Annotated in this window: 12 protein-coding genes (1 of these 12 cut by a window edge); 7 read left to right on the top strand and 5 right to left on the bottom strand. The window is 74.4% G+C overall.

The window, feature by feature from the left end:
* Window positions 1–3: 3 nt before the first annotated feature.
* The 5 genes from ATL51_RS06245 to ATL51_RS06225 are packed head-to-tail and all read left to right on the top strand — an operon-like array spanning window position 4 to window position 3077.
* Window positions 4–375: an ArsR/SmtB family transcription factor gene (locus tag ATL51_RS06245; protein WP_167409970.1), complete on the top strand. Its 372-nt coding sequence runs from the start codon at window positions 4–6 to the stop codon at window positions 373–375.
* Window positions 376–390: 15 nt separating this feature from the next.
* Window positions 391–1485, top strand: coding sequence for an ACR3 family arsenite efflux transporter (gene arsB, locus ATL51_RS06240; protein WP_100877992.1), 1095 nt, complete (start codon window positions 391–393; stop codon window positions 1483–1485).
* A gap of 47 nt (window positions 1486–1532) precedes the next feature.
* Window positions 1533–2204 carry an arsenate reductase ArsC gene (locus tag ATL51_RS06235; RefSeq protein ID WP_100877991.1) on the top strand — a complete coding sequence of 224 codons (672 nt, stop codon included), beginning with the start codon at window positions 1533–1535 and terminating at the stop codon, window positions 2202–2204.
* Window positions 2205–2229: 25 nt separating this feature from the next.
* Window positions 2230–2658, top strand: a complete 429-nt coding sequence (locus ATL51_RS06230; RefSeq protein WP_100877990.1) for an arsenate reductase ArsC — start codon at window positions 2230–2232, stop codon at window positions 2656–2658.
* On the top strand, window positions 2655–3077 hold the full coding sequence (locus ATL51_RS06225) for an arsenate-mycothiol transferase ArsC (protein WP_100877989.1): 423 nt from the start codon (window positions 2655–2657) through the stop codon (window positions 3075–3077). The genes ATL51_RS06230 and ATL51_RS06225 overlap by 4 nt, the downstream gene beginning before the upstream one ends.
* Window positions 3078–3680: 603 nt before the next feature.
* Here ATL51_RS06225 and ATL51_RS06220 read toward each other — a convergent pair.
* Genes ATL51_RS06220 through ATL51_RS06200 form a run of 5 tightly spaced genes read right to left on the bottom strand, consistent with a single transcriptional unit; the run spans window position 3681 to window position 10324 of the window.
* Window positions 3681–5108, bottom strand: coding sequence for a glycosyltransferase (locus ATL51_RS06220; RefSeq protein WP_100877988.1), 1428 nt, complete (start codon window positions 5106–5108; stop codon window positions 3681–3683).
* Window positions 5109–5149: 41 nt separating this feature from the next.
* Window positions 5150–5824: a 4'-phosphopantetheinyl transferase family protein gene (locus ATL51_RS06215; RefSeq protein ID WP_073575139.1), complete on the bottom strand. Its 675-nt coding sequence runs from the start codon at window positions 5822–5824 to the stop codon at window positions 5150–5152.
* Window positions 5821–6669 (bottom strand): metallophosphoesterase family protein, encoded by an 849-nt coding sequence (locus ATL51_RS06210; protein ID WP_100877987.1) that lies wholly within the window; start codon window positions 6667–6669, stop codon window positions 5821–5823. The genes ATL51_RS06215 and ATL51_RS06210 overlap by 4 nt, the downstream gene beginning before the upstream one ends.
* A gap of 30 nt (window positions 6670–6699) precedes the next feature.
* Window positions 6700–8592, bottom strand: a complete 1893-nt coding sequence (locus ATL51_RS06205) for an ABC transporter ATP-binding protein (RefSeq protein ID WP_100877986.1) — start codon at window positions 8590–8592, stop codon at window positions 6700–6702.
* A complete protein-coding gene (locus tag ATL51_RS06200) occupies window positions 8570–10324 on the bottom strand; it encodes an ABC transporter ATP-binding protein (protein WP_100877985.1) in 1755 nt (584 codons plus the stop codon). Before ATL51_RS06200 ends, ATL51_RS06205 begins: the two co-directional genes overlap by 23 nt.
* A 290-nt stretch (window positions 10325–10614) precedes the next feature.
* Between ATL51_RS06200 and ATL51_RS06195 the strand changes: the two genes are divergently transcribed.
* Together ATL51_RS06195 and ATL51_RS06190 are read left to right on the top strand one after the other, a co-directional pair.
* Window positions 10615–11649 carry a GDP-mannose 4,6-dehydratase gene (locus ATL51_RS06195; RefSeq protein WP_100877984.1) on the top strand — a complete coding sequence of 345 codons (1035 nt, stop codon included), beginning with the start codon at window positions 10615–10617 and terminating at the stop codon, window positions 11647–11649.
* A gap of 172 nt (window positions 11650–11821) precedes the next feature.
* Window positions 11822–25265: the 5' end (the start) of a type I polyketide synthase gene (locus ATL51_RS06190; protein WP_100877983.1), read on the top strand. The gene runs 15071 nt beyond the window's last position; 13444 of the gene's 28515 nt are visible here — the first part of the coding sequence; it begins with the start codon at window positions 11822–11824; its stop codon lies beyond the right edge, outside the window.

Below are 25265 nucleotides of genomic sequence, written 5' to 3'. Positions count from 1 at the left end.
CGAGTGTCGAACCAGGAGTCGATCTGTCGCTCGGTGCTCGTGGAGCGCCCCCTCGACGAGCCGGAGTCGACCGAACTCGCGCGGGTGTTCAAGGCCCTCGGGGAGCCGGTACGCCTGCGGCTGCTGTCGCTGATCGCCTCGCACGCGGGGGGCGAGGCGTGTGTGTGCGACCTGTCCGGCGTGTTCGAGGTGTCCGGCCCGACGATCTCGCACCACCTCAAGGTGCTGCGCGAGGCGGGTCTGATCACCGGGGAGCGCCGGGGGACCTGGATCTACTACCGCACGGTCCCGGCCGCCCTCGGTCGTCTCGCGGGCCTGCTCGATCCGGCCGCCGACACCGACACGACCCCTGCAACCACCGCACCTGCGAACTGACGTACGAGGACTGACGTGACCAACCAGAACACCACCGACGGCGGCGCCGCTGTCGTCGCCCGGCTGTCGACCCTGGACCGCTTCCTGCCGGTCTGGATCATCGCGGCGATGGCGGCCGGCCTGCTGCTCGGCCGCCTGGTACCCGGGCTCGCCCCGGTGCTGGACGCCCTGGCCGTCGACGGCGTCTCGTTGCCGATCGCGCTCGGCCTGCTGATCATGATGTACCCGGTGCTGGCGAAGGTCCGCTACGACCGCCTCGACACCGTCACCGGTGACCGCAGGCTGTTGCTCACCTCGCTGCTGCTGAACTGGGTCCTCGGCCCGGCGCTGATGTTCGCGCTGGCCTGGCTGTTGCTGCCCGACCTGCCCGAGTACCGGACGGGTCTGATCATCGTCGGGCTCGCCCGGTGCATCGCCATGGTGATCATCTGGAACGACCTCGCCTGCGGTGACCGCGAAGCCGCCGCAGTGCTGGTCGCGCTGAACTCGGTGTTCCAGGTCGTCATGTTCGGCGTGCTGGGCTGGTTCTACCTCTCGGTCCTGCCCGGATGGCTCGGCCTGCCGGTGACCGACCTCGACGTCTCCACGTGGGAGATCGTCAAGTCCGTGCTGATCTTCCTCGGCATCCCGCTGCTCGCCGGCTACCTCACCCGCAGGCTGGGGGAGCGGGCCAAGGGGCGTGACTGGTACGAGGAGAAGTTCCTCCCCCGGGTCGGGCCGTTCGCGCTGTACGGCCTGCTGTTCACGATCGTGCTGCTGTTCGCCCTGCAGGGCGAGGCCATCACCTCACAGCCCTTCGACGTCGCCCGTATCGCGCTGCCGCTGCTCGCCTACTTCGCCCTGATGTGGGCCGGCTCCTACGCCCTCGGGCGGGCCGTCGGCATGGGTTACGAGCGCACCACCACCCTTGCGTTCACCGCCGCGGGCAACAACTTCGAGCTCGCCATCGCCGTCGCCATCGGTGCGTTCGGCGTGACCTCCGGGCAGGCGCTCGCCGGCGTCGTCGGGCCGCTGATCGAGGTGCCGGTGCTGGTCGGGCTGGTCTATGTCTCCCTGTGGCTCCGCCGTCGCCTGTTTCCCGCACAGCCCGATGTCGTGTCCCGCACCTGACCCACCACGTCCACACCACGATCGCCCTTCGAGGAAGAAGGCCCGCCATGACCGGTCCGTGGCACCGCGACACCCTCTCGATCGACCAGCAGCTCGCCCTGACCACGGCGGCCACGAACCTGACCCGGGAGTTCGACGACACGTTCGGCACGGAGACCATCGAGCGGTTCCTGCACTCGTCCTACGACGAGTTCGCCGGCCGCGCGGTCGTGCTGAACTTCCTGCCGCTGCTGGCCGAGCGCTTCGCACGCCAGCGGCTGCGGGCCCTGGCACGGGTCGAGGGCCATGACGACGACGGACGACCGGTCGCGCTGTTCCTCTGCACCCACAACGCCGGCCGGTCACAGATGGCCCTCGGCTTCTTCACACACCTGACCGGGGACCGGGCCGTGGGCTGGTCGGGCGGTTCGTCCCCTGCGCACACGGTCAACCCGGCCGCCGTGGCGGCCATGGCCGAGGTCGGCATCGACATCAGCTCCGAGTTCCCGAAACCCTGGACCGACGAGATCGTCCGCGCCGCCGACGCGGTGATCACGATGGGGTGTGGCGACGCCTGCCCCATCTTCCCCGGTCGCCGTTACGAGGACTGGGACATCGCCGACCCGGACGGTCTCGACCTCGCCGCCGTCCGTCCGATCCGGGACGCCATCGAGCAGCGGGTCCGCCGACTCGTCGACGAGCTGCTGCCCGCCCCGGTCCGACATCGATCCCACCCCTGACCACCGATCCCAGGAGAGCACCCTGATGGTCGACGCCATCCCCGAAGTCCTGTTCGTCTGCGTCCACAACGCAGGACGGTCCCAGATGGCCGCCGCCCTGCTGGACCACCACGCCGCCGGATCGGTCCGCGTCCGCTCGGCCGGCTCCGCGCCGGCCGAGAGCATCAACCCCGCGGTCCGCGAGGTCATGGCCGAGAGCGATATCGACCTCAGCGCCGAGATCCCGAAGCGTCTGACCACCGACGCCGTCGACGCCGCCGACGTCGTGATCACCATGGGCTGCGGCGACGCGTGCCCGGTGTTCCCGGGCAAGCGCTACCTCGACTGGCAGCTCGACGATCCCGCCGGGAAGACCGTCGACGAGGTACGGCCGATCCGCGACGACATCGATGCCCGGGTCCGTGCCCTGCTGGGCGAGCTGACCGGTATCGAAGCGGAAGCGAAACCGTCGTGACCGCTACCCCGTCGGTCCTGTTCGTCTGCGTCCGCAACGGCGGCAAGTCCCAGATGGCTGCCGGCCTCATGCGGGCCGCTGCCCAGGACCGGGTCGAGGTCCACTCCGCCGGTACCAGCCTGGGTAGCGCCGTCAACGCCCTGGCCGCGCAGGTGCTGGGTGAGTCCGGTGCGGACATCACCGGCGAGACGCCCAAGCCCATCGACCCCGAGCTGCTCCATCGCGTCGACCTCGTGGTCACCCTCGGCCGGGAGGCACACGTCGACGGAGGGGACATCGAGGTTCGCAAGTGGGACACCGACGAGCCCTCTGCGCGAGGGATCGAGGGAGTCGAACGAATGCGCCTGATCCGCGACGACATAGCGGCTCGGGTCGACCTGCTGCTTGCTGAGCTGGCCGGCCCACCCCCGGAATCGTGAGGCCCGCTCGTGTAGTTGTCGACGTTGGCTGAACCCGGTGCACCCCAGCGCCTGCACTGAACCCGGGGCGCTTCACTGCCGAACTCCGCCAGTACCCGCACCCGCTCGAAGGCCTCTCGAACACGCATCACGTGCGGAAACGCCAACACCCACGTCCCGGGGTCAAGGGGTCGCAGGATCAAGTCCTGTCGTCCCGACGGTCGGAACGAGGCGGTATCACCTTCGATTGGTTCTGCCTTCTCCGTGTCTGACCTCGGGGCGCCGCCCACGGGGAATGATCGCCTCCAGCGACCATGAAAAGGTGGTCTGAGCGTGGAGCGGACGTGGAGCATGCAGCTCCACAATGCGGGATGGGGTTCGGTGTTCCGCCCCGCGTCGGCGGAGCGGTGCCTGTGCCCGTAGGGCGACCACGACGTGTTCCGGTCCCCGCTCCCGCACGGTTCGGAGAAGGTGCGGGTCCGCGGGATGGGCTACCGGATCGGATCGGCGAACGCGTCCGGCAAGCCGTCCGAGGGCACCGCCGTCCGAGGGCACCGCCGTCCGAGCCACAGCTTTCCGCGACAGGACGCCATGGACGAGCGCGGCGGGTGGTCCCGCTGGTGGTCAGGCGCTGGGCGTCGGTACCGACGCTTCGCGAAGCTCCATCAGCACGGCGTCACCGGCCACGCGGAGCCCGCCGGCGGATCGCTGGACCTGCCCGATCTCCCGCGCGCGGTCGGCGAACCCGGGTTCGTGCAGCAACCGCAGGAGCCTGTCACGGGTGTCGTCGACGTCGATGCGGTCCGGCCGCTCGACGGTCAACCCGATCCCCGTGTCGACCGCACGGACCGCGTGGTCGAACTGGTCGACGAGGGTGGGACGGACCAGCACGGGAACCCCGAAGTAGAGGCTCTCGTGGATGCTGTTGCTCCCCCCGTGGGTGAAGAACGCCCGGACGTGCGGGTGCTCCAGGACCCCGAGCTGGGAATGGACCCAGGGCACCACCTTCAGGTTCGCCGGCAGCTCGGCGGGCAGGAGACGCTGCTGGTCCCGGTGCAGCACCCAGAGCAGGCCGTGGTCGTCGCCGAGCCTGCGGGCCAGCTCGACGAGTGACCGGACCTGATCGGCCGTCATCCGGGTCACCGAGCCGAACGCCACGTAGACGACCGACGGGTGCGCGTCGAGCCACTCGGTGACGGCCGCGTCGCGCTCGTCGTGGCGGCTCGGGGGGACGAGCGCCCCCACCATCCGTACCCGGTCCGGGACCGGTAGCGGGTAGTCGACCCCGGGGACGGTGAAGCAGAGCAGGGAGCGGGCGCCCTCCTGCTGGACCGGGGCGCGCAGCGTGCGCGGGTCGAGCCCGAGCTCGCCCATCCGCTTGTGCAGCCGGACGGCCCTGCGCAGCACCGAACGGTCGAGGAACAGGCTGCCCACGCCGATCCGGAACCAGATCCGGTCCAGCTCCTGGCGCAGGGTGCGGCGCAGCGGCAGCCCGGACGACGGCGGGGGGAACCCGCGCGGCAGGTCGTGCTCGACGAGGCTGCTGAGCAGGCACGGTGCGGTGATGACGTAGGGGATACCGCGGGCCAGCGCGACCAGGACGGCGTGCGTGGCGAACCGGTTGATCACCATCAGGGCGGGGCGGACACGCTCGACGACCTCGTCGAGCGCCTGGTAGCGCTGCAGCAGGTGGTCGACGTCGAACAGCTGCCGGGCCCGTGCGCGCAACGCGCGGACCCGGGACCGCTGGTAGATCCGGTCATAGGTCGCGTCGTCCATCATGGTGAGTGCCAGCGCCGGGTTCACCGGGCCCAGGGAGACGAACTCCACCGCGCTGCGGTCGGCGAGCTCCTCGACCGGGCCGCGGAGGTTCTCGTCGGCGGCGAACACGAGGTCCGGTACGCCGCGCCGGGCCAGCTCGCCGGCGAGCGCGAGACTGGTGGCGGCCTCCCCGGTGGAGTGGGTACAGCAGAACAGGACCGGCCGCGCACCGGCCTGATCCGCCTCCTGTCCGGGGCCGTCGGCCCGCTGCGTGCCGGTGGTCTGCTCCATGCGGCCAGTGCACCACCGCGGGGGCCGGGAAAACCCCGGAGTCACGCCGCCGGTGGCGGCGGCAGATGCACCGCGGTGACGAGCAGGCCCCGGTCGGCGTGCCAGCGCCCGGGGAACACCGGCACGCTCCGTCCGCCGACGACCGGGCCGGGGACGAGCAGACGGGCGGAGAACGTGCCGGCCGCGGCGTCGAACGCGATCTCGGCCTCGTCGAAGTCCAGCTCGCGACCGGTCAACGGGTACCAGGCCTTGAAGACGCTCTCCTTGGCGCTGAAGTACATCCGGTCCCACGCGATGTCCGGCCGCCGCCGTCCCAGCCCGGCGAGCAGCGCCCGCTCGGAGGGCAGGGTGACGGTCTCCAGGACCCCGGCGGGCAGCGGTGCGTCCGGCTCGGCGTCGATGCTCACCGCGGCGGACTCGGCGACCGAGGACACCGCGGCCGCCCGGTACCCGGTGCAGTGCGTCATGCTGCCGACCACCCCGGGCGGCCACTGCGGGGCTCCGCGACGGTTCGGGAGGATCGGGGCGGGGGAGCGGCCGAGCCGGCCCAGCGCGCGGCGGGCGAGCCTGCGCACCGTGGTGAACTCGCGCCGCCGGGACTCCACGGCCCGGGCGACGAGCTCGCGCTCCTGGGGGAAGAGGCCCTCGCCGGGGTGCTCCTCGTCGTCGTAGGCGCACTCGGTGACGACCCGGCCGGGCAGCACGTGCTCGATCACCGCACACCCCCGGCGACCGGCAGCGGCAGCACCGCGCGCAACGGTTCCCGGGGCGGCCGGGGCCGCCATTCGCGCGGATAGCCCACCGACACCTCCTCGAAACGGACCCCGTCGTGGTAGGTGACGCGGGGGATGTGCAGGTGGCCGTAGACGACGGCCGCGGCGCGGAACCGGACGTGCCAGTCGGCCGTCAGCTCGGTGCCGCACCACTGCGCGAACTCCGGGTACCGCAGCACCCGCGTCGGATGACGCAGCAGCGGCCAGTGGTTCACCAGCACCGTCGGCAGGTCCGGGTCGACCGCGGCCAGGCGGTGCTCGGTCAGCGCGGCCCGGCGTCGGCACCAGGTGGCGCGGTCCGGGTAGGGGTCGGGATGCAGCAGGAACTCGTCGGAACAGACGACACCCGCGTCGTGAGCGATCCGGAGCGACTCCGCCGCCGTCGTCGCGCCGGGGGCGCGGAAGGAGTAGTCGTAGCCGACGAACAGCGGGGCGACGGCGACCGGTCCGCCGGGACCGTCCCACACCGGGTACGGGTCCTCCGGAGTGGTGACGCCCAGCTCCCGGCAGGTCTCGACGAGCGCCCGGTAGCGCGCGTCGCCGCGCAGCGTGCAGGGGTCCTGCGGATGGGTCCACAGGTCGTGGTTGCCCGGGGTCCAGAGCACGCGTGCGAAGCGGCTCGCGAGCAGACGCAGGGTCGACTCGATGTCGGCGTACATCTCGCCGACGTCACCGGCGACGATCAGCCAGTCGCGCCCGGTGGAGGGGCGCAGCGACTCGACGAGCGCCCGGTTCTCGGCGTGCACGACGTGGAGGTCGGCGACGGCGAGCAGCTGGGGTTCGGGCACGGTGGGTCCTCCCGGTCGGTCGGGGAACGGTCAGGGGGCCAGGGTGTCGGCGTCGCTGGTACGCGCGGCGTGCAGCCGGGCGTAGGCGCCACCGGCGCGCAGTAGTGTGTCGTGGGTGCCCTGCTCGACGATCCGGCCGGCGTCCATGACCACGATCCGGTCGGCGTCGCGGATCGTCGACAGCCGGTGCGCGATCACGAAGCTGGTCCGCCCGGTCCGCACGGTGGCCATCGCGCGCTGGATCAGCAGCTCGGTGCGGGTGTCGACGGAGCTGGTGGCCTCGTCGAGGACGAGCACGGCGGGGTCGGCGAGGAACGCCCGCGCCACCGTGATCAGCTGCTTCTGTCCGGCGCTGGCGCCGCCGGAGTCCTCGTCGAGGACGGTGTCGTAGCCGTCGGGCAGCGTCGCGACGAACGTGTCGACGCAGGTGGCGCGGGCCGCCTGCTCGATCTCGTCGCGGGTCGCGCCGGGCGCGCCGTAGGCGATGTTCTCGGCGATGGTCCCGCCGAACAGCCAGGTGTCCTGCAGGACGAGCCCGAACCGGGACCGCAGGTCGGCGCGGGTCATCGTCGCGGTGTCCACGCCGTCGAGCAGGATCTGCCCGCCGTCGATCTCGTAGAAGCGCACGAGGAGGTTGCCGAGGGTGGTCTTCCCCGCGCCGGTGGATCCGACGATCGCGACCGTGCTGCCCGGCTCCACGGTCAGCGACAGGTCCTCGATGAGCGGGACGTCGGGGACGTAGCGGAACGACACCCGGCGGAACTCGACCCGGCCCGCCGGTGCCGCGGGCACGGCAGGGCGGGCCGGCTCGGGCGACTGTTCGGGCGCGTCGAGCAGCGTGAACACCCGCTTCGCCGACACCACCCCCGACTGGAGCCGCCCGGCCACCGAGGCGATCTCGACGATCGGCTGGCTGAACTGGCGGGCGTAGAGGATGAACGCCTGCACGTCGCCGAGGGTGAGCGAGCCGGAGAGCACCTTCCACGCGCCGAGGACGGCCACCACCAGGTACCCGAGGTTCGCCACGAACATCATCACCGGCTCCATCGCGCCGGACGAGGTCTGGGCCGACGCCCCGGCCCGGTACACCGCGTCGTTGCACTCGGCGAACCGGCGCCGCGCCTCGTCCCGGCGGTGGTGGCCGCGGATGAGGGAGTGCCCGGTGCAGACCTCCTCGACGTGGGCGTTGAGCGCGCCGTTGGCCTCCCACTGTGCGGTGAACTGCGGGTGCGCGTGGCGACCCAGCCCGACCGCGAGCAGCCCCGCCAGCGGCACGCTGAGGATCATCACCACCGACAGCGACGGCGAGATCGCCACCATCAGCGTCAGCATCGCGACCAGCGACAGGAGCGAGGTGATCAGCTCGGCCAGGGTCTGTTGGAGGGTCTGCTGGAGGTTGTCGACGTCGGTGGTGGTACGTCCGAGGGTCTCGCCGGCCGCATGCCGGTCGTAGTGCCGCAGCGGGAGGCGGGACAGTTTCGCCCGGGCCCGGCCCCGCAGGTCGTGGATCACCTGCCACACCACGGATGCGACGATCCGGCCCTGGACGAGCGTGAACAGCGACGCCCCCAGATAGACCACGAGCAGGACCAGCAGCAACCTGGCGACCGAGTCGAAGTCGACACCGTCGGCGGGGCCGGGGCTGCCCGCTGCGGGCCCGCCCGCTCCGCCCGGACCCAGGACGCCGACCGCGATCAGGTCGGTCACCCGGCCCAGTAGCAGCGGGCCGACGGCGTTGAGCGCGATCCCGGCCACGCCGGTCAGGACGGCCAGCGCCACCGGCCCGCGGTGCGGCCGCAGCAGCCCCACGAGCCGGCGCGCCGGGCGGTCACCCGGCGCGGGTCCGTCGGGTGGTCCCGCCGGGCCCTCCCCCGGCCGGGTGGCCGCCGACGGGGCGGGCTCAGTGACGTCCGGCGAGGCCATGGGCGACGTCCTCCTCGGTGGGCTGGGAGTTCGCGATCTCGCGGTAGGTCGGGCTGTCGCGCAGGACGTCGTCGTGGGTGCCGTCGGCGACCAGCCGTCCGGCGTCGAGGACGACGACCCGGTCGGCGTCGCGCGCGGTGGCGACCCGCTGGGTCACGGTGATCACGGTGGCGCCTGCGGTCCACGGGGCCAGCGCCGCCCGCAGTGCGGCGTCGGTGGCCTGGTCCAACGCGGAGAAGCAGTCGTCGAACAGGTAGACCTCGGGCCGGCGGAGCAGGGTGCGGGCGATGCACAGCCGCTGGCGCTGGCCACCGGACACGGTGGTGCCGCCCTGCGCGATCTCCGCATCCAGACCGCCCGGCATCCGCGCGACGAAGCCGTCGGCCTGCGCGACGCGCAATGCCTCCCAGAGCTCGTCGTCGGTCGCGTCCGTCCGCCCGAACCGCAGATTGCTCGCGACCGTGCCGGCGAACAGGTAGGGGCGCTGCGGCACGAACCCGACGACGCCGGTGAGCACCGCGGGGTCGAGCCGTCGCACGTCGGTGCCACCCACCCGGACCGTGCCCGCGGTCGGATCGACCAGCCGCAGCACGAGGTTCAGCAGGGTCGACTTGCCGCTCCCGGTGCCGCCCAGCACCGCGAGCCGCTCGCCCGGCTCGACGACCAGGTCGACCCCGCGCAGCACCGCACGCTCCGCGCCCGGGTAGCGGAACTCGGCGTCCCGGATCTCGACCCGTCCCGCGGGGCCGTGGAGCGGAGCCGGGGTCGCCGGTGCGGCCACGGCCGGCTCGGTGTCGAGCACCTCCAGGATCCGGCCCGCCCCCACCCGGGCCCGCGGCACCTGCAGGAACACGAACGCGAGCATCACGACCGACATGAGGATCAACGACAGGTAGAACAGGAATGCGCTGAGCGCGCCCAGCTGCATCACGCCTGCGTCGATGCGGTGGGCGCCGAGCCACATCAGGACGACCGTGAACACGTTCATCATCAGCAGCACCAGCGGCAGCATCGTGGCGATCAGCCGGCCGACCTGCCGGGAGAGGTCGAGGAACGCGTCGTTGCTGCGGGTGAAGCGCACCTGCTCGTGGTCCTCACGGACGAACGAGCGGACCACCCGCACCCCCGTGATCGACTCCCGGAGCAGCCGTCCGAGGTCGTCGAGGGCGAGCTGCATCCGGCCGTAGAGGCCACCCATCCGGACCAGCAGCAGACCGAAGGCCACCCCGACGACCAGCACGAGGACGACCAGCAGCAGTGCCAGCGGTACGTCCTGCGCCAGCGCGAGCACGATGCTGCCGATGCACATCAGGGGGGCGGACACGACGACACCGAACCCGGAACGGGCGAGGTTCTGCACCTGTTGGACGTCGTTGACCGTGCGGGTCAGCAGCGACGCCGTCCCGAACCTGCCGATCTCGCGGGCGGAGAAGTCCAGGATGCGGTCGAACACCGCGGCGCGCAGGTCCCGGCCCACCGCGGTGGAGGTGCGGGCCCCCAGGGCGGTCGCCGCCAGCGCCGCCGCGATCTGGACCACGGCGGTGCCGGCCATCAGCACCCCGAGCTCGGCGATCCGGCCGGGGTCGGCGCGGACCACACCCTCGTCGATGAGGGCCGCGCCGAGCGTCGGCAGCAGCAGCGTTCCGGCGATCTGCGCGGTCTGGAGGACGACGAGGGCGCCCGCCGGCCCGGCGTAGCCGCGCAGCCGGGTGCGCGCGAGTCTCCACAGCACGTCAGGACACCCCCGGTTCACGGCGACCGCCGGGCCGCCCGGTGGACGATGCCGGTGGCACACCGGCCAGGACAGCCGACCAGACCGCGGACCCGGAATCCCCCAGTTCTGCGCACCATTTCCTGCGGCCGCACTCGTGAATTCCCTACATCCCGGCGGATTCGTTGACACCGTCTCGCCGATCTTGCCAGCGTGCGGCGTGTCTCTCGTCCGGACAGCGTATTCGCCGCCGTGCCGACGGCCGGTCGACGCGTATGGGCGGGCCCGGTAACGGTCGAAAGGGAATCCCGATGTCCAAACGCGCACTCATCACCGGAATCACCGGTCAGGACGGCTCCTACCTGGCGGAGCACCTGCTGTCGCAGGGCTACCAGGTCTGGGGCCTGATCCGGGGGCAGGCCAACCCCCGCAAGACGCGGGTCAGCCGGCTGGCATCCGAGCTGGAGTTCGTCGACGGCGACCTGATGGACCAGGCCAGCCTGGTCTCGGCCGTCGACACGGTGCAGCCCGACGAGGTCTACAACCTCGGCGCGATCTCGTTCGTCCCGATGTCCTGGCAGCAGGCCGAGCTCGTCACCGAGGTCAACGGCACCGGTGTGCTCCGGGTGCTCGAGGCGATCCGGATGGTCTCCGGCCTCTCGATGTCGCGCACGGCGTCGCCGAACGGGCAGATCCGCTTCTACCAGGCCTCGTCGTCGGAGATGTTCGGCAAGGCCGCGGAGACCCCGCAGCGGGAGACGACGCTGTTCCACCCGCGCAGCCCCTACGGCGCCGCCAAGGCCTACGGCCACTACATCACCCGCAACTACCGCGAGTCGTTCGGCATGTACGCGGTGTCGGGCATGCTGTTCAACCACGAGTCGCCGCGCCGTGGCCAGGAGTTCGTCACCCGCAAGATCTCCCTGGCGGTCGCCCGGATCAAGCTCGGCCTGCAGCGCGACCTCGCGCTGGGCAACCTCGACGCGGTGCGCGACTGGGGCTACGCGGGCGACTACGTCCGCGCGATGCACCTGATGCTGCAGCAGGGCGAGCCCGACGACTACGTGATCGGCACCGGCCAGATGCACTCGGTGCGGGACGCGGTGCAGATCGCGTTCGAGCACGTGGGGCTGGACTGGCGGGACAAGGTCGTCATCGACCCGGCGCTGGTGCGCCCGGCCGAGGTCGAGGTGCTGTGCGCCGACAGCGTGCGGGCCCGGCGGCTGCTCGACTGGACGCCCGAGGTCGACTTCCCCGAGCTCATGCGGATGATGGTCGACTCCGACCTCGAGCACGTAGCGCGGGAGAACGAGTACGGCCACCTGCTGCTGGCCGCCAACTGGTGAACCGGCGGACGACACACTAGGGATTTCCGGCCCGGATCCTCCGCAGAATCGTCTGCGATGAGCCCCTCCGCCGTACGGCGGGAACGGGGCGGCGATTCGGTTCCTGTCGGATGTGTGCGGAATTCCGGCGCGATTGTCAGCGGGCGTCGGCGGCGAGACGGGTGGAGTTGGAATGGACAACGAACAGAAGCTCCGGGACTACCTCAAGCTGGCCACGGCCGACCTGCGCCGTACCCGCCGGCGGGTGAGCGAGCTCGAGTCCGCCGCCCAGGAGCCGATCGCCGTCGTCGGGATGGCCTGCCGCTATCCCGGCGGTGTCCGCAGCCCGGAGGACCTGTGGCGGATGGTCGAGGCGGGGGAGGACGGCGTCACGCCGTTCCCCACCGACCGCGGCTGGGACACCGCCGCGCTCGCCGGCTCCCCGACGAGGTCCGGCGGGTTCCTGCACGACGCCCCCGACTTCGACGCCGAGTTCTTCGGCATCTCCCCGCGCGAGGCCGTCGCGATGGACCCGCAGCAGCGGGTCGTCCTGGAGTCCGCCTGGGAGGCGTTCGAGCGGTCCGGGATCGACCCGGTCTCGCTGCAGGGCACCCGCACCGGTGTGTTCGTCGGCGCGATGGCGCAGGACTACCGGGTCGGCCCGGCGGACGGCGCCGAGGGTTTCCAGCTCACCGGCAACACCGGCAGCGTCCTGTCGGGGCGCATCTCCTACACCTTCGGCACGGTCGGCCCCGCCGTCACGGTCGACACCGCGTGCTCGTCGTCGCTGGTGGCGGTGCACCTCGCCACCCAGGCCCTCCGGGGCGGTGAGTGCTCGCTGGCACTGGCCGGCGGTGTCACCGTGATGTCCGGGCCCGGCACGTTCATCGAGATGGGCCGCCAGGGAGGGCTGTCCGCCGACGGCCGCTGCCGTTCCTTCGGCGACACCGCCGACGGCACCGGCTGGGCCGAGGGCGTCGGCCTGCTCGTCCTGGAGCGGCTGTCCGACGCGCGCCGCAACGGGCACGAGGTGCTGGCCGTCGTCCGCGGCTCCGCGGTCAACCAGGACGGCGCGTCCAACGGGCTCACCGCCCCCAACGGACCGTCCCAGCAGCAGGTCATCGAGCAGGCGCTGGTCAACGCCCGGCTGTCGGCCGGCGACGTCGACGTCGTCGAGGCGCACGGCACCGGAACCACCCTCGGCGACCCGGTCGAGGCGCAGGCGCTGCTGGCCACCTACGGGCGGGACCGGGACGTCGAGCGCCCGCTGCTGCTCGGCTCGGTCAAGTCGAACATCAGCCACACGCAGGCCGCCGCCGGCGTCGCCGGGATGATCAAGATGGTGATGGCGATGCGGCACGGGGTACTGCCCCGCACGCTGCTCGCCGAGGACCCCAGCCGGCACGTCGACTGGTCCCCGGACACCGTCCGCATCCTCACCGAGAACACCGACTGGCCGGCCACCGGAGCCCCGCGCCGCGCCGCGGTCTCGTCGTTCGGGATCAGCGGCACCAACGCCCACACCATCATCGAGCAGGCCCCCGCCCCCGAGACCGGTACCCCTGCCCCCGAGGACGACGGCCCGGCCGTCGGCGAGCCCGGCCCGACCGAGCCCGGCACCGTCCCGGTCCTGCTCTCCGGGCGCACCCCCGAGGCGCTGCACGCCCAGGCCGCCGCGCTCGGCGAGGCACTCGCCGCCGCCCCCGACACCCCGCTGACCGACCTCGCATGGTCGCTGGCCACCACCCGGACCGCGTTCGCCCACCGAGCCGTGCTGCTCGCCGCCGACCGCGACGCCCTCGCCGGTGGTCTCGACGCGCTGGCCGCAGGCGATCCGGCCGCGTCCCGGGACACGGTGACCGCCGAGGCCCGTGCGGACAGCCGGCTCGCCGTGCTGTTCACCGGGCAGGGCTCGCAGCGGATCGGCGCCGGGCGCGAGCTCGCCGCCCGCTTCCCGGTGTTCGCCGAGGCCCTGGACACCGTGCTGTCCGCGTTCGACCCGGAGCTGCAGCGCCCGCTGCACGAGATCCTCCGGCGCACTACCGACGGCACCACCCCCGACGAGACCGCCGCCGCGCTGCTCGACGACACCGCGTACGCCCAGCCCGCGATCTTCGCCGTCGAGGTGGCGCTGTACCGGCTCGTCACCTCCCTCGGCGTCACCCCGGGCCACCTGCTCGGACACTCGGTCGGCGAGATCGCCGCCGCGCACGTCGCCGGGGTGCTCGCGCTCGACGACGCCGCCACCCTGGTCGCCGCCCGCGGCCGCCTGATGGCGGCGCTGCCCACCGGTGGCGCCATGGTCGCGGTGCAGGCCACCGAGGCCGAGGTCGAGGCCCTGCTCGACGGGTACCGCGACCGGGTCGCGGTCGCCGCGGTCAACGGGCCGTCGGCGGTCGTGCTGTCCGGCGCCGACGAGGCGGTCACCGCCTTCGCCGGCCTGCTCGCCGACCAGGGACGCCGGACCCGGCGGCTGCGGGTGAGCCACGCGTTCCACTCGCCGCTGATGGAACCGATGCTCGACGAGTTCCGCGCCGTCGTCGAGGGCCTCGACCTGCAGGCACCGCTGATCCCGATCGTCTCCGACGTGACCGGCGAGCTCGCGACCGTCGCCCAACTCACCTCGGCCGACTACTGGGTCGAGCACGTCCGCAGCGCCGTCCGGTTCGCCGACGGCGTCGACTGGCTCGCCCGCCACGACGTCACCGCGTTCCTCGAGCTCGGCCCGGACGGCCCCCTGTCCGCCATGACGCGCGACTGCCTCGACGCCGCGGACCCCGGCGCCCCCGCCTCGGTCGCCGTGCCCGCGCTGCGCGCCGGGCGCCCCGAGGAGCACACCCTCACCGCCGCACTGGCCGCGCTGCACACCCACGGCACCGCCGTCGACTGGGCGGCCTGGTTCGCCGGCACCGGCGCCCGCCGCACCGACCTGCCCACCTACGCCTTCCGGCGCCGCCGGTTCTGGCCCAAGGCCCTCCAGACCGGTGCCGCCGACCTGCGCTCGGCCGGGCTCGGCGCCGCCCGGCATCCGCTGCTGTCGGCCACGGTGTCGCTCGCCGACTCCGAGGGCGCGCTGCTCACCGGACGGCTGTCCCTGCAGACCCACCCCTGGCTCGCCGACCACACCGTGCGCGGCACCACCCTGCTGCCCGGCACCGCCTTCCTGGAGCTGGCCGTGCGGGCCGGCGACGAGGTCGGCTGCGACCGGGTGGAGGAGCTGACCCTCGCCGCCCCGCTGGCCCTGCCCGACGAGGGCGGGGTCGCGGTCCAGCTGTGGGTCGGGGCCCCGGACGCCGGTGGCCGCCGCACCCTGACCGTCTACGCCCGGCCGGACACCGACGCCGACGCCGAGCACGACGTCCCCTGGACCCCGCACGCCACCGGCGTCCTCGCCGCGGGCGGCGCCGTCCCGGCGACCCCGGACGCGACCGAGTGGCCGCCCGCCGGGGCCGAGCCGCTCGGGATCGAGGACCTCTACGACCGCCTGGCGCAGGCCGGCTTCGGCTACGGCCCCGCCTTCCGCGGCCTCACCGCGGCCTGGCGCCACGACGACGCCGTCTACGCCGAGATCGTGCTGCCCGAGGCCGGCCGTACCGACGTCGACGCCTTCGGCCTGCACCCCGCCGCGCTCGACGCCGCACTGCACGCCGCAGGGTTCGTCGAGCTGGGTGAGCGCAGCCGCGGGGGTATGCCCTTCTCCTGGGAGGGCGTGACGCTGCACGCGAGCGGCGCGGGGACCCTGCGGGTGCGCCTGACCCCGGTCGCCGACGACGCGATCGCCGTCGCCGTCGCCGACGGGACCGGTGCACCGGTCGTCACCGTCGACTCGCTGGTGCTGCGCGGAGTCGGCGAGCTCGATCTCGACTCCGCCGGTGCCGTCGCCCGGGACGCGCTGTTCCGGCTCGACTGGACGCCCGTCACCCCCGCGGGTGAGGTCCCCGGCAGCGTCGTGATCGCCGGCGACGACGTGCTCGGGCTCGCCACGCACCCCGGCCTCGGCGCCGCGCACGGCGGCGTCGCCGGACCGACGGACCTGGCGACGCTCGTGACCGCAGACGGTCCCGCCCCCGACGTCGTGCTGCTCGGCCTGGCCGGGGGAGCGGAGGCCGCGCAGGCGCACCGCTGTGCCGCCGACGCGCTCGCCGCCGTCCGCACCTGGCTCGACCACGCCGACCGCCTGGACGGCTCCCGCCTGGTCGTGGTGACCCGGGGCGCCACCACCGGTGACGACGTGGCCGCCGCGGCCGCGTGGGGCCTGCTCCGCTCCGCCCGCTCGGAGAACCCCGGCCGGTTCGCGCTGCTCGACCTCGCCCCGGACGTCGACCCCGCCGACCTGCCGCTCACCGCGCTCACGGCCGACGAGCCCGAGCTGCTGCTGACCCGCGACGGTCTGCGGGCGGCCCGGCTCGTGCGCCGCCCCGCCCCGCGCGAGGCCGGCGCCACCCCGTCGTTCGGGGACGGCGCCGTGCTGGTCACCGGCGGCACCGGCGGCCTGGGTGCCGTCGTCGCCCGGCACCTGGCCGCCACCCACGGCGTGACCGACCTGCTGCTGGTCGGGCGCCGCGGCCCGGCCGCCGACGGCGCGGCCGAGCTGGTCGCCGACCTCACCGCCGCCGGTGCGCGGGCCCAGGTCGTCGCCTGCGACGTGAGCGACCCCGCGGCGGTGACCGAGTTGCTCGGCGCGCACCGGGTGACCTCGGTGGTGCACGCCGCCGGGGTGCTCGACGACGCCACCGTCGGTTCGCTGACCCCGCAGCGGCTCGCGGCGGTGCTGCGCCCGAAGGTCGACGCCGCGTGGAACCTGCACACCGCGGCCGCGGCCCTGGGTCTCGACCTCGACGCGTTCGTGCTGTTCTCCTCGGTCGCCGGGGTGTTCGGCAGCCCCGGGCAGGCGAACTACGCGGCGGGCAACGCCGCCCTCGACGCGCTCGCCGCGCACCGCCGGGCCGCGGGCCTGGCAGGTCTGTCGCTGGCCTGGGGACCGTGGGAGCGGACCGGCGGGATGACCGGTGGCGTCTCCGACGAGGACATGGCGCGAATGGCCCGCGCCGGGACCCCCGCCCTCACCGTGGAGCAGGGGCTGACCCTGTTCGACGCCGCGCTCGGCGCCCCCGAGCCCGCCCTGGTGCCGGTCCGTCTGGACCTGCCCGCCCTGCGGGCCGGCGGCGAGGCCCCGCCGCTGCTCCGGTCCCTGATCCGTACCCGGGCCCGGCGCACCGCGGCCACCGGCTCGGCGACGGCGAACGGTCTCGCCCAGCGGCTGGCCCGCCTGGACGCCGAGGGACGCGAGGAGCTGGTCCTGGACCTGGTCCGCGGCCAGGTCGCCCTGGTGCTCGGGCACGCCGGTGCGGCCGACGTCGACGCCGGCCGCGCGTTCCGCGACCTCGGGTTCGACTCGTTGACCGCCGTCGAGCTGCGCAACCGGCTCGGTACCGTCACCGGGTTGCGGCTGCCCGCCACGCTCGTGTTCGACCACCCGACGGTCCGGCACCTCGCGGCCCACGTCACCGACGAGCTGCTGGGCGCCGAGACCGAGGCCGTCCCGGCCGCCCGCGTCGCGGTGGACGTCGAGGACCCGATCGTCATCGTCGGCATGGCCTGCCGCTACCCGGGCGGGGTGTCCACGCCCGACGAGCTGTGGCGCCTGGTCACCGAGGGCACCGACGCGATCTCCGGTTTCCCGACCAACCGGAACTGGGACCTCGAGGCGCTGCACCACCCGGACCCGGACCACCCCGGCACCACCTACACCCGCTCCGGCGGGTTCCTGCACGAGGCGGGCGAGTTCGACCCGGCCTTCTTCGGGATGAGCCCGCGCGAGGCGCTGGCCACCGACTCGCAGCAGCGCCAGCTGCTGGAGACCTCGTGGGAGGCCGTCGAGCGGGCGGGCATCGACCCGTCGACGCTGCGCGGCACCGCGACCGGCGTGTTCGCCGGTGTCATGTACAGCGACTACAACGCCGTCCTGGCCGGGGGGCCCGAGTTCGAGGGCTTCCAGGGGGTCGGCAGCTCGCCGAGCCTGGCCTCGGGCCGGGTCGCCTACACCCTCGGGCTGGAGGGGCCCGCGGTCACCGTCGACACCGCGTGCTCGTCCTCGCTGGTCGCGATGCACTGGGCGATGCAGGCGCTGCGGACCGGGGAGTGCTCGCTCGCGCTGGCCGGCGGTGTCACCGTCATGTCCACCCCGGCGGCGTTCGTCGACTTCGCCCGCCAGCGCGGCCTGTCCCCGGACGGGCGCTGCAAGGCCTTCTCCGACGACGCCGACGGCGTCGGCTGGTCCGAGGGCGTCGGCATGCTGGTGCTGGAACGGCAGTCCGACGCGCTGCGCCACGGCCACGACATCCTGGCCGTGGTCCGCGGGTCCGCGGTCAACTCCGACGGCGCCTCCAACGGGATCACCGCCCCGAACGGGCCGTCCCAGCAGCGAGTGATCCGCCAGGCGCTGGCGAGCGCGGGGCTGTCCACCGACGACGTCGACGTCGTCGAGGCGCACGGCACCGGCACCTCGCTGGGCGACCCGATCGAGGCCCAGGCGATCCTCGCCACCTACGGCCGGGACCGGGACACAGACCGGCCGCTGCACCTGGGGTCGCTGAAGTCCAACATCGGGCACACCCAGGCCGCCGCCGGCGTCGCCGGCGTGATCAAGATGGTGCTGGCGATGCGGCACGGCGTGCTGCCCCGCACGCTGCACGCGGACTCCCGTTCCTCGCACGTGGACTGGACCGAGGGCGCCGTGGAGCTGCTCACCGAGCAGACCGCGTGGCCGGAGACCGGCCGTCCGCGCCGGGCCGCGGTGTCGTCGTTCGGGATCAGCGGCACCAACGTGCACACGGTGCTGGAGCAGGGACCGGACTCCGCGCCCGCCCCCGACCCCGGTCCCGGGGCCACCCCGGCCGTGGTCCCGCTTCTGCTCTCGGGCCGCGGCCGCCCCGCGCTGCGCGCCCAGGCCGGCCGGCTGCTCGACCACCTGCGGGACCACCCGGGCGTCCGCACGGCCGACCTCGCCCACTCACTCGCCACCACCCGCACCCGCTTCGACCAGCGCGCCGCCGTACTGGCGGGCGACCGCGAGGACCTGCTCGCCGCGCTCGGCGCGCTCGCCGCCGGACGTCCGGACCCGCGCGTCGTGGAGGGGGAGGCCGCCGGGCGTGCCCGGACCGCGGTGCTGTTCACCGGCCAGGGCAGCCAGCGCGCCGCGATGGGCCGCGAGCTGTACGCCGCCCAGCCGGTGTTCGCCGCCGCGTTCGACGAGGTCTGCGCCGCGCTGGACCCGCTGCTCGAGCGGCCGCTCGCCGAGGTCGTGTTCGCCGAGGGGGGCACCGCGGAGGCCGCGCTGCTCGACGAGACCGGCTGGACCCAGCCCGCGCTGTTCGCGGTCGAGGTCGCGCTGTACCGGCTCGTCGAGAGCTGGGGCGTGCGGGCCGACCTCGTGGCCGGGCACTCGATCGGCGAGATCACCGCCGCGTACGTCGCCGGGGTGTTCACCCTGGCCGACGCCGCCCGGCTGGTCGCCGCCCGCGCACGGCTCATGCAGGCGCTGCCCACCGGTGGCGCCATGGTCGCGATCGCGGCCGGCGAGGACGAGGTCACCCCGCTGCTCGACGAGCGGGTGTCGATCGCGGCGGTGAACGCGCCGGGATCGGTGGTCGTCTCCGGCGACGCCGACGCCACCGCCGCGCTCGCCGCGACGTTCGCCGAGCAGGGCCGCCGGACCCGCACACTGCGGGTCAGCCACGCGTTCCACTCGCCGCACATGGACGGCATGCTCGAGGACTTCCGGGCCGTGGCCGAGCGGATCGAGTACCACGCGCCCCGGATCCCGGTGGTCTCCAACCTCACCGGCGCCCGGGCCGCCGACACCGAGCTGTGCGAGCCCGGGTACTGGGTGCGGCACGTGCGCGAGGCGGTCCGGTTCGCCGACTGCGTCACCACGCTGCACGACCAGGGCGCGACCGTCCTTCTGGAGCTGGGACCCGACGCACCGCTCACCGCGATGGCCCGCGAGACCCTCGGGGACGGCGCCGACACCGCGCTGGTGCCCTTCCTGCGCGCCGACCGGGGCGAGGAGCTCGCCGCCGCGACGGCCGCCGCCCGGCTGCAGGTCCACGGCCTGGACCTCGACCCCGCCGCGCTGCTGCACGGGACCGGTGCCCGCCGCACCGCCCTGCCGACCTACGCCTTCCAGCACGAGTTCTACTGGCCGCAGCTGCCCGCGGCCGCCGCGTCCGCCGGGGAGGACACCGACCCGGCCGACCGGCAGCTCTGGGCCGCCGTCGAGCGCGGGGACGCCGCCGAGCTCGCCGGCATCCTCGGCCTCGACGCCGACGACGTCGCCACCCCGCTGCTGCCCGCACTGACCACGTGGCGGCGCGGCAACCGGGAGAAGGCCCGGCTCGACACCCTGCGCTACCGCGTCGAGTGGACCCGGCTGCGGCGCCCCGCCGCGCCGGTCCTCGACGGCACCTGGTTGCTGGTCGCCACCGGCGCCACCACCGACGCCGAGACCACGCTGCTCGACGGGCTCGCCGACACCCTCGGCGCGCACGGCGCCCGGGTCCGCCGGCTCGTCCTCGACGACGACTGCCCGGCCGACCGCGCCGCGGTCGCCGCGCGGCTGGCCGCGGGCACCGCCGACGGTGACCCCGCCCACGTGCTGTCCCTGCTGCCGCTCGACGAGCGCCCCGCTGCGGGCGCCGCCCCGCTGACCCGCGGCCTCGCCCTGACCGTCGCGCTCGTCCAGGCCCTCGCCGACGCCGACGCCGGTGACGGCACCGGGACGACCGCACGGCTGTGGACCGCGACCCGCGGCGCCGTCTCCACCGGTCCCGCCGACCCGGTCACCCACCCGGTGCAGGCCACCGCATGGGGCCTGGGCCGCAGCGTCGCCCTGGAGCACCCGCGGCTGTGGGGCGGCCTGGTCGACCTCCCGGCCGAGCTGGACCCGCGCAGCGCACAGCGCCTCGCGGGGGTGCTCGCCGACAAGGACACCCCCGACGGGGAGGACCAGCTCGCCCTGCGCTCCTCCGGGGTGTCCGGGCGCCGGCTCGTCCGGCACACCGTCGACGCGCTGCCGCCGGCCACCGCGTTCACCGCGACCGGCTCGGTCCTGGTCACCGGCGGTACCGGTGGGCTGGGCGCCGAGGTCGCCCGCTGGCTGGCCCGTTCCGGCGCGGCGCACCTGGTGCTCACCAGCCGTCGTGGCCCCGACGCACCCGGGGCCGCCGAGCTGCGCGACGAGCTCACCGCGCTGGGCGCCTCGGTCGCGATCGAGGCCTGCGACGTGACCGACCGCGACGCGCTCGCCGCCGTGCTGGACGCCGTGCCGGCCGACGCGCCGCTGACCGGCGTCGTGCACACCGCGGGCGTCGGCCACTACGACGCGCTCGACACCCTCGACGTCGAGGGTGTCGCCGCCCGCACGGCCGCCAAGATCGCCGGCGCCGCGCACCTCGACGATCTGCTGGCCGACCGCGAGCTCGACCTGTTCGTGCTGTTCGGCTCCGTCGCCGGGGTGTGGGGGAGCGGCGGGCAGAGTGCCTACGGCGCCGCCAACGCCTACCTCGACGCACTCGCCGCGCACCGCCGCGCCCGCGGCGCCACCGCCACCAGCATCGCCTGGGGCCCGTGGGCCGGGTCCGGCATGGCCACCGAGGAGTCCGTCGCCACGACCCTGCAGCGGCAGGGACTCGGCCTGCTCGACCCCGGCCCGGCCATGACCGAGCTGCGGCGCGCCGTCGTCGACGCCGACACCCAGGTCACCGTCGCCGACGTCGACTGGGACCGCTACGCACCGCTGTTCACCTCGGCCCGGCCGAGCGCACTGATCGCCGGTCTCGCGGACCTCGCGGAGCCGGAGTCCGGCGTCGCCGCCACCGAGATCGTCACCCGGGTCCGCGCCCTCGACGAGCCCGCCGGGATGCGCCTGCTCACCGAGCTGGTCCGCGGTGCGGCCGCGGCCGTGCTGGGCCACGGGTCGGCCGAGTCCGTCGCCGGGTCGCGCGCGTTCCGCGACCTCGGGTTCGACTCGCTGACCGGGGTCGAGCTGCGCAGCCGTCTCGCCGCCGCGACCGGCCTGACGCTGCCCAGCACGCTGGTGTTCGACCACCCGAGCCCGCTGGAGCTCGCCCGGCACCTGCGTGCCGAGATCCTCGGCACCGCGGCGGAGGGCACCGGCCCGGTCGCCGTCGGCGCCGCCGACGCCGAGCCGATCGCGATCATCGGCATGGCCTGCCGGTTCCCCGGCGGCGTCTCCTCGCCGGAGGCGCTCTGGGACCTGGTCACCTCCGGTACCGACGCGATCTCCGACTTCCCGGTCAACCGTGGCTGGGACACCGCCGCGCTGTTCGACCGGGACCCGGACCGCCCCGGGACCACCTACTCCACCCAGGGCGGGTTCCTGCACACCGCCGACGAGTTCGACCCGTCGTTCTTCGGCATCTCGCCGCGCGAGGCGCTGGTGATGGATCCGCAGCAGCGGCTGCTGCTGGAGACCACCTGGGAGTCCTTCGAGCGGGCCGGGATCCGTCCCGACACCGTGCGCGGCAGCCTGACCGGCACCTTCATCGGGTCCAGCTATCAGGAGTACGGCCTGGGTGCCGGTGACGGCGCCGAGGGTCACCTGGTCACCGGCACCAGCCCCAGCGTGCTGTCCGGCAGGTTGTCCTACGTGTTCGGGCTGGAGGGCCCGGCCGTCACCGTCGACACGGCGTGCTCGTCGTCGCTGGTGGCACTGCACCTGGCCTGCCAGTCGCTGCGCAACGGGGAGAGCACCCTCGGGGTCGCCGGCGGCGCCACCGTCATGACCACCCCCAACCCGTTCATCGCGTTCAGCCGCCAGCGCGCGCTGGCCCGCGACGGCCGCTGCAAGGCCTTCTCCGACGACGCCGACGGCATGACCCTCGCCGAGGGTGTGGGCATCGTGCTGGTTGAACGCCTCTCCGACGCCGAGCGCCACGGCCACCCGGTCCTCGCGGTGATCCGCGGCTCCGCCATCAACCAGGACGGCGCCTCCAACGGCCTGACCGCCCCGAACGGGCCCTCCCAGCAGCGGGTCATCCGCCAGGCACTGGCCAACGCCGGGCTCGAGCCCGGCGACGTCGACGCCGTCGAGGCGCACGGCACCGGCACCCCGCTGGGCGACCCGATCGAGGCCCAGGCCCTGCAGACCACCTACGGCCGCGACCGCGACGCGGCGCGCGCGCTGCTGCTGGGCTCGGTGAAGTCCAACATCGGGCACACCCAGTCCGCCGCGGGCGTCGCCTCGGTGATCAAGACGGTGATGGCGCTGCGGCACGGGATGCTGCCCCGCACGCTGCACGCCGACGAGCCGTCCTCGCACGTGGACTGGTCGGCAGGCAGCGTCGAGCTGCTCGCCGAGCAGACCGCATGGCCGGAGACCGGTCGTCCCCGCCGGGCCGCGGTGTCGTCGTTCGGGATCAGCGGCACCAACGCCCACACCGTGCTGGAGCAGGCGCCCGAGGCCGCCCCGGTGGCCCCCGCGACCCCGTCGGGGCCCGTCCTGCCGTCGGCGCCGGAGCCGGTCCTGCCGTGGGTGCTCGGCGCCCGCGGTGCCGCCGCGCTGCGCGGCCAGGCCGACCGCCTGCTCGCCCACCTCGAGACGACCGACGCCCGCCCCGCCGACATCGGGTTCTCCCTGGTGAGTGCGCGGATGCCGTTCGAGCACCGCGCCGTCGTCGTCGCGACCGACCCCGCGGACCGGGCGGCCGGGCTGCGCGCGGTCGCCGCCGACGGCCCGTCCGGCGTCGTCGCCCGCGGCGTCGCCGACGTCGAGGGCCGCACCGTGTTCGTCTTCCCCGGCCAGGGGGCGCAGTGGCTCGGGATGGGCGCACGCCTGCTCGAGGAGTCCCCGGTCTTCGCCGACCGGGTCGCCGAGTGCGCCGAGGCCCTCGCCGAGTTCACCGACTGGTCGCTCGACGACGTGCTCCGCGGCGCCGAGGGGGCGCCGCCCGTCGAGCGGGTCGACGTCGTCCAGCCCGCCACCTTCGCCGTCATGGTCGGACTGGCCGCGCTGTGGCGCGCGCACGGCGTCGAGCCCGACGCGGTCGTCGGCCACTCCCAGGGCGAGATCGCCGCCGCCGTCGTCTCCGGTGCGCTGTCGCTGCGCGACGGCGCCCGGGTGGTCGCGCTGCGCAGCCGGGCGATCGCGCGGTCGCTGGCCGGGCGCGGCGGCATGATGTCGGTCGCGCTGCCGGTCGCCGACGCCGAGGGGCACCTCGCCGGCTACGAGGGCCGGGTGTCGGTGGCCGCCGTCAACGGCCCCCGTTCCGCGGTGCTCGCCGGCGAGCCCGACGCGCTCGACGAGCTGCTCGCCGCGTTCGACGCCGCCGACGTCCGCGCCCGCCGGATCGCGGTGGACTACGCCTCGCACTCGCACCAGGTCGAGGACCTGCGCGACGAGCTCGCCACGACCCTCGCCGGGCTCGCCCCGCAGCCGTCGCAGGTGCCGGTGTTCTCCACGGTCACGGGCGACTGGCTCGACACGACCACGATGGACGCCTCCTACTGGTACGAGAACCTGCGCAACCGGGTCCGGTTCGCCGACGCGGTCGAGGCCCTGCAGGCCGCCGAGTACCGCACGTTCGTCGAAACGAGCCCGCACCCGGTGCTGTCGATGTCGGTGCAGGACGTGCTCGACGACGCCGGCGTCACCGGTGTCGCGGGTGGCACGCTGCGCCGTGACCAGGGCGGCTACGACCGGTTCGTGCTGTCCGCGGCGGAGCTCTACGTCCGGGGGGCGGCCGTCGACTGGACCCGGGTCTTCGACGGGACCGGCGCGTCCCGCACCGACCTGCCCACGTATGCGTTCGCCCACGACCAGCTGTGGGTCCTGCCCCCCGCGGTCACCGCCGCCGCCGACCCGCAGGACGAGGCGTTCTGGGCCGCGGTCGAGGACGGCGACCTCGCCGCCCTGACCACCACCCTGGACACCGACCCGGACGCCGTCGCCGCGGTCCTGCCCGCGCTGGTGAGCTGGCGCCGCGGCCGCCGGGACCGCTCCACCCTGGACTCCTGGCGCTACCGCGTGGCCTGGAACCCGGCCGGGTCGCTGCCGCAGCGGACCCTGGACGGCACCTGGCTCGTCGTCTCTGCCGAGGGGACCGACGACGCCGAGGTGGCCGGTGCGCTGGCCGCACACGGGGCCGACGTCCGCCACGTCGTCCTCGACGAGAGCTGCACCGACCGTGCCGTCCTGGCCGGGCGGCTCGCCGCGGCGACCGGGGACGGCTCCGGCGCCGACCCGGGTGCCGTCTCGGGGGTCGTCTCGGTGCTGGCCGAGGCCGACACCACGGCCGTGCCGCGGACCGGCCTGGTCACCGGAGTGGCGCTGACCGTCGCGCTGATCCAGGCGCTGGGCGACAGCGGCATCGACGCGCCGATGTGGGCACTGACCCGTGGCGCCGTCGCCACCGGACGCACCGACGAGGTCACCGCCCCGGTCCAGGCCCAGGTCCTGGGCATCGGCTGGACCGCCGCGCTGGAGCACCCGCAGCGCTGGGGCGGGACGATCGACCTGCCCACCGCCCTGGACGAGCGCGCCGCCGCGCGGCTGGTCGCCGTGCTCGCCGGCGAGCTGGGCGCCGAGGACCAGCTCGCGCTGCGTCCCACCGGGGTGT

It is taken from the genome of Pseudonocardia alni (assembly GCF_002813375.1).
Taxonomy (GTDB): domain Bacteria; phylum Actinomycetota; class Actinomycetes; order Mycobacteriales; family Pseudonocardiaceae; genus Pseudonocardia; species Pseudonocardia alni.
Note: the sequence above shows the minus strand (reverse complement) of the source record. Positions and strands in the feature narration are given on the sequence as shown.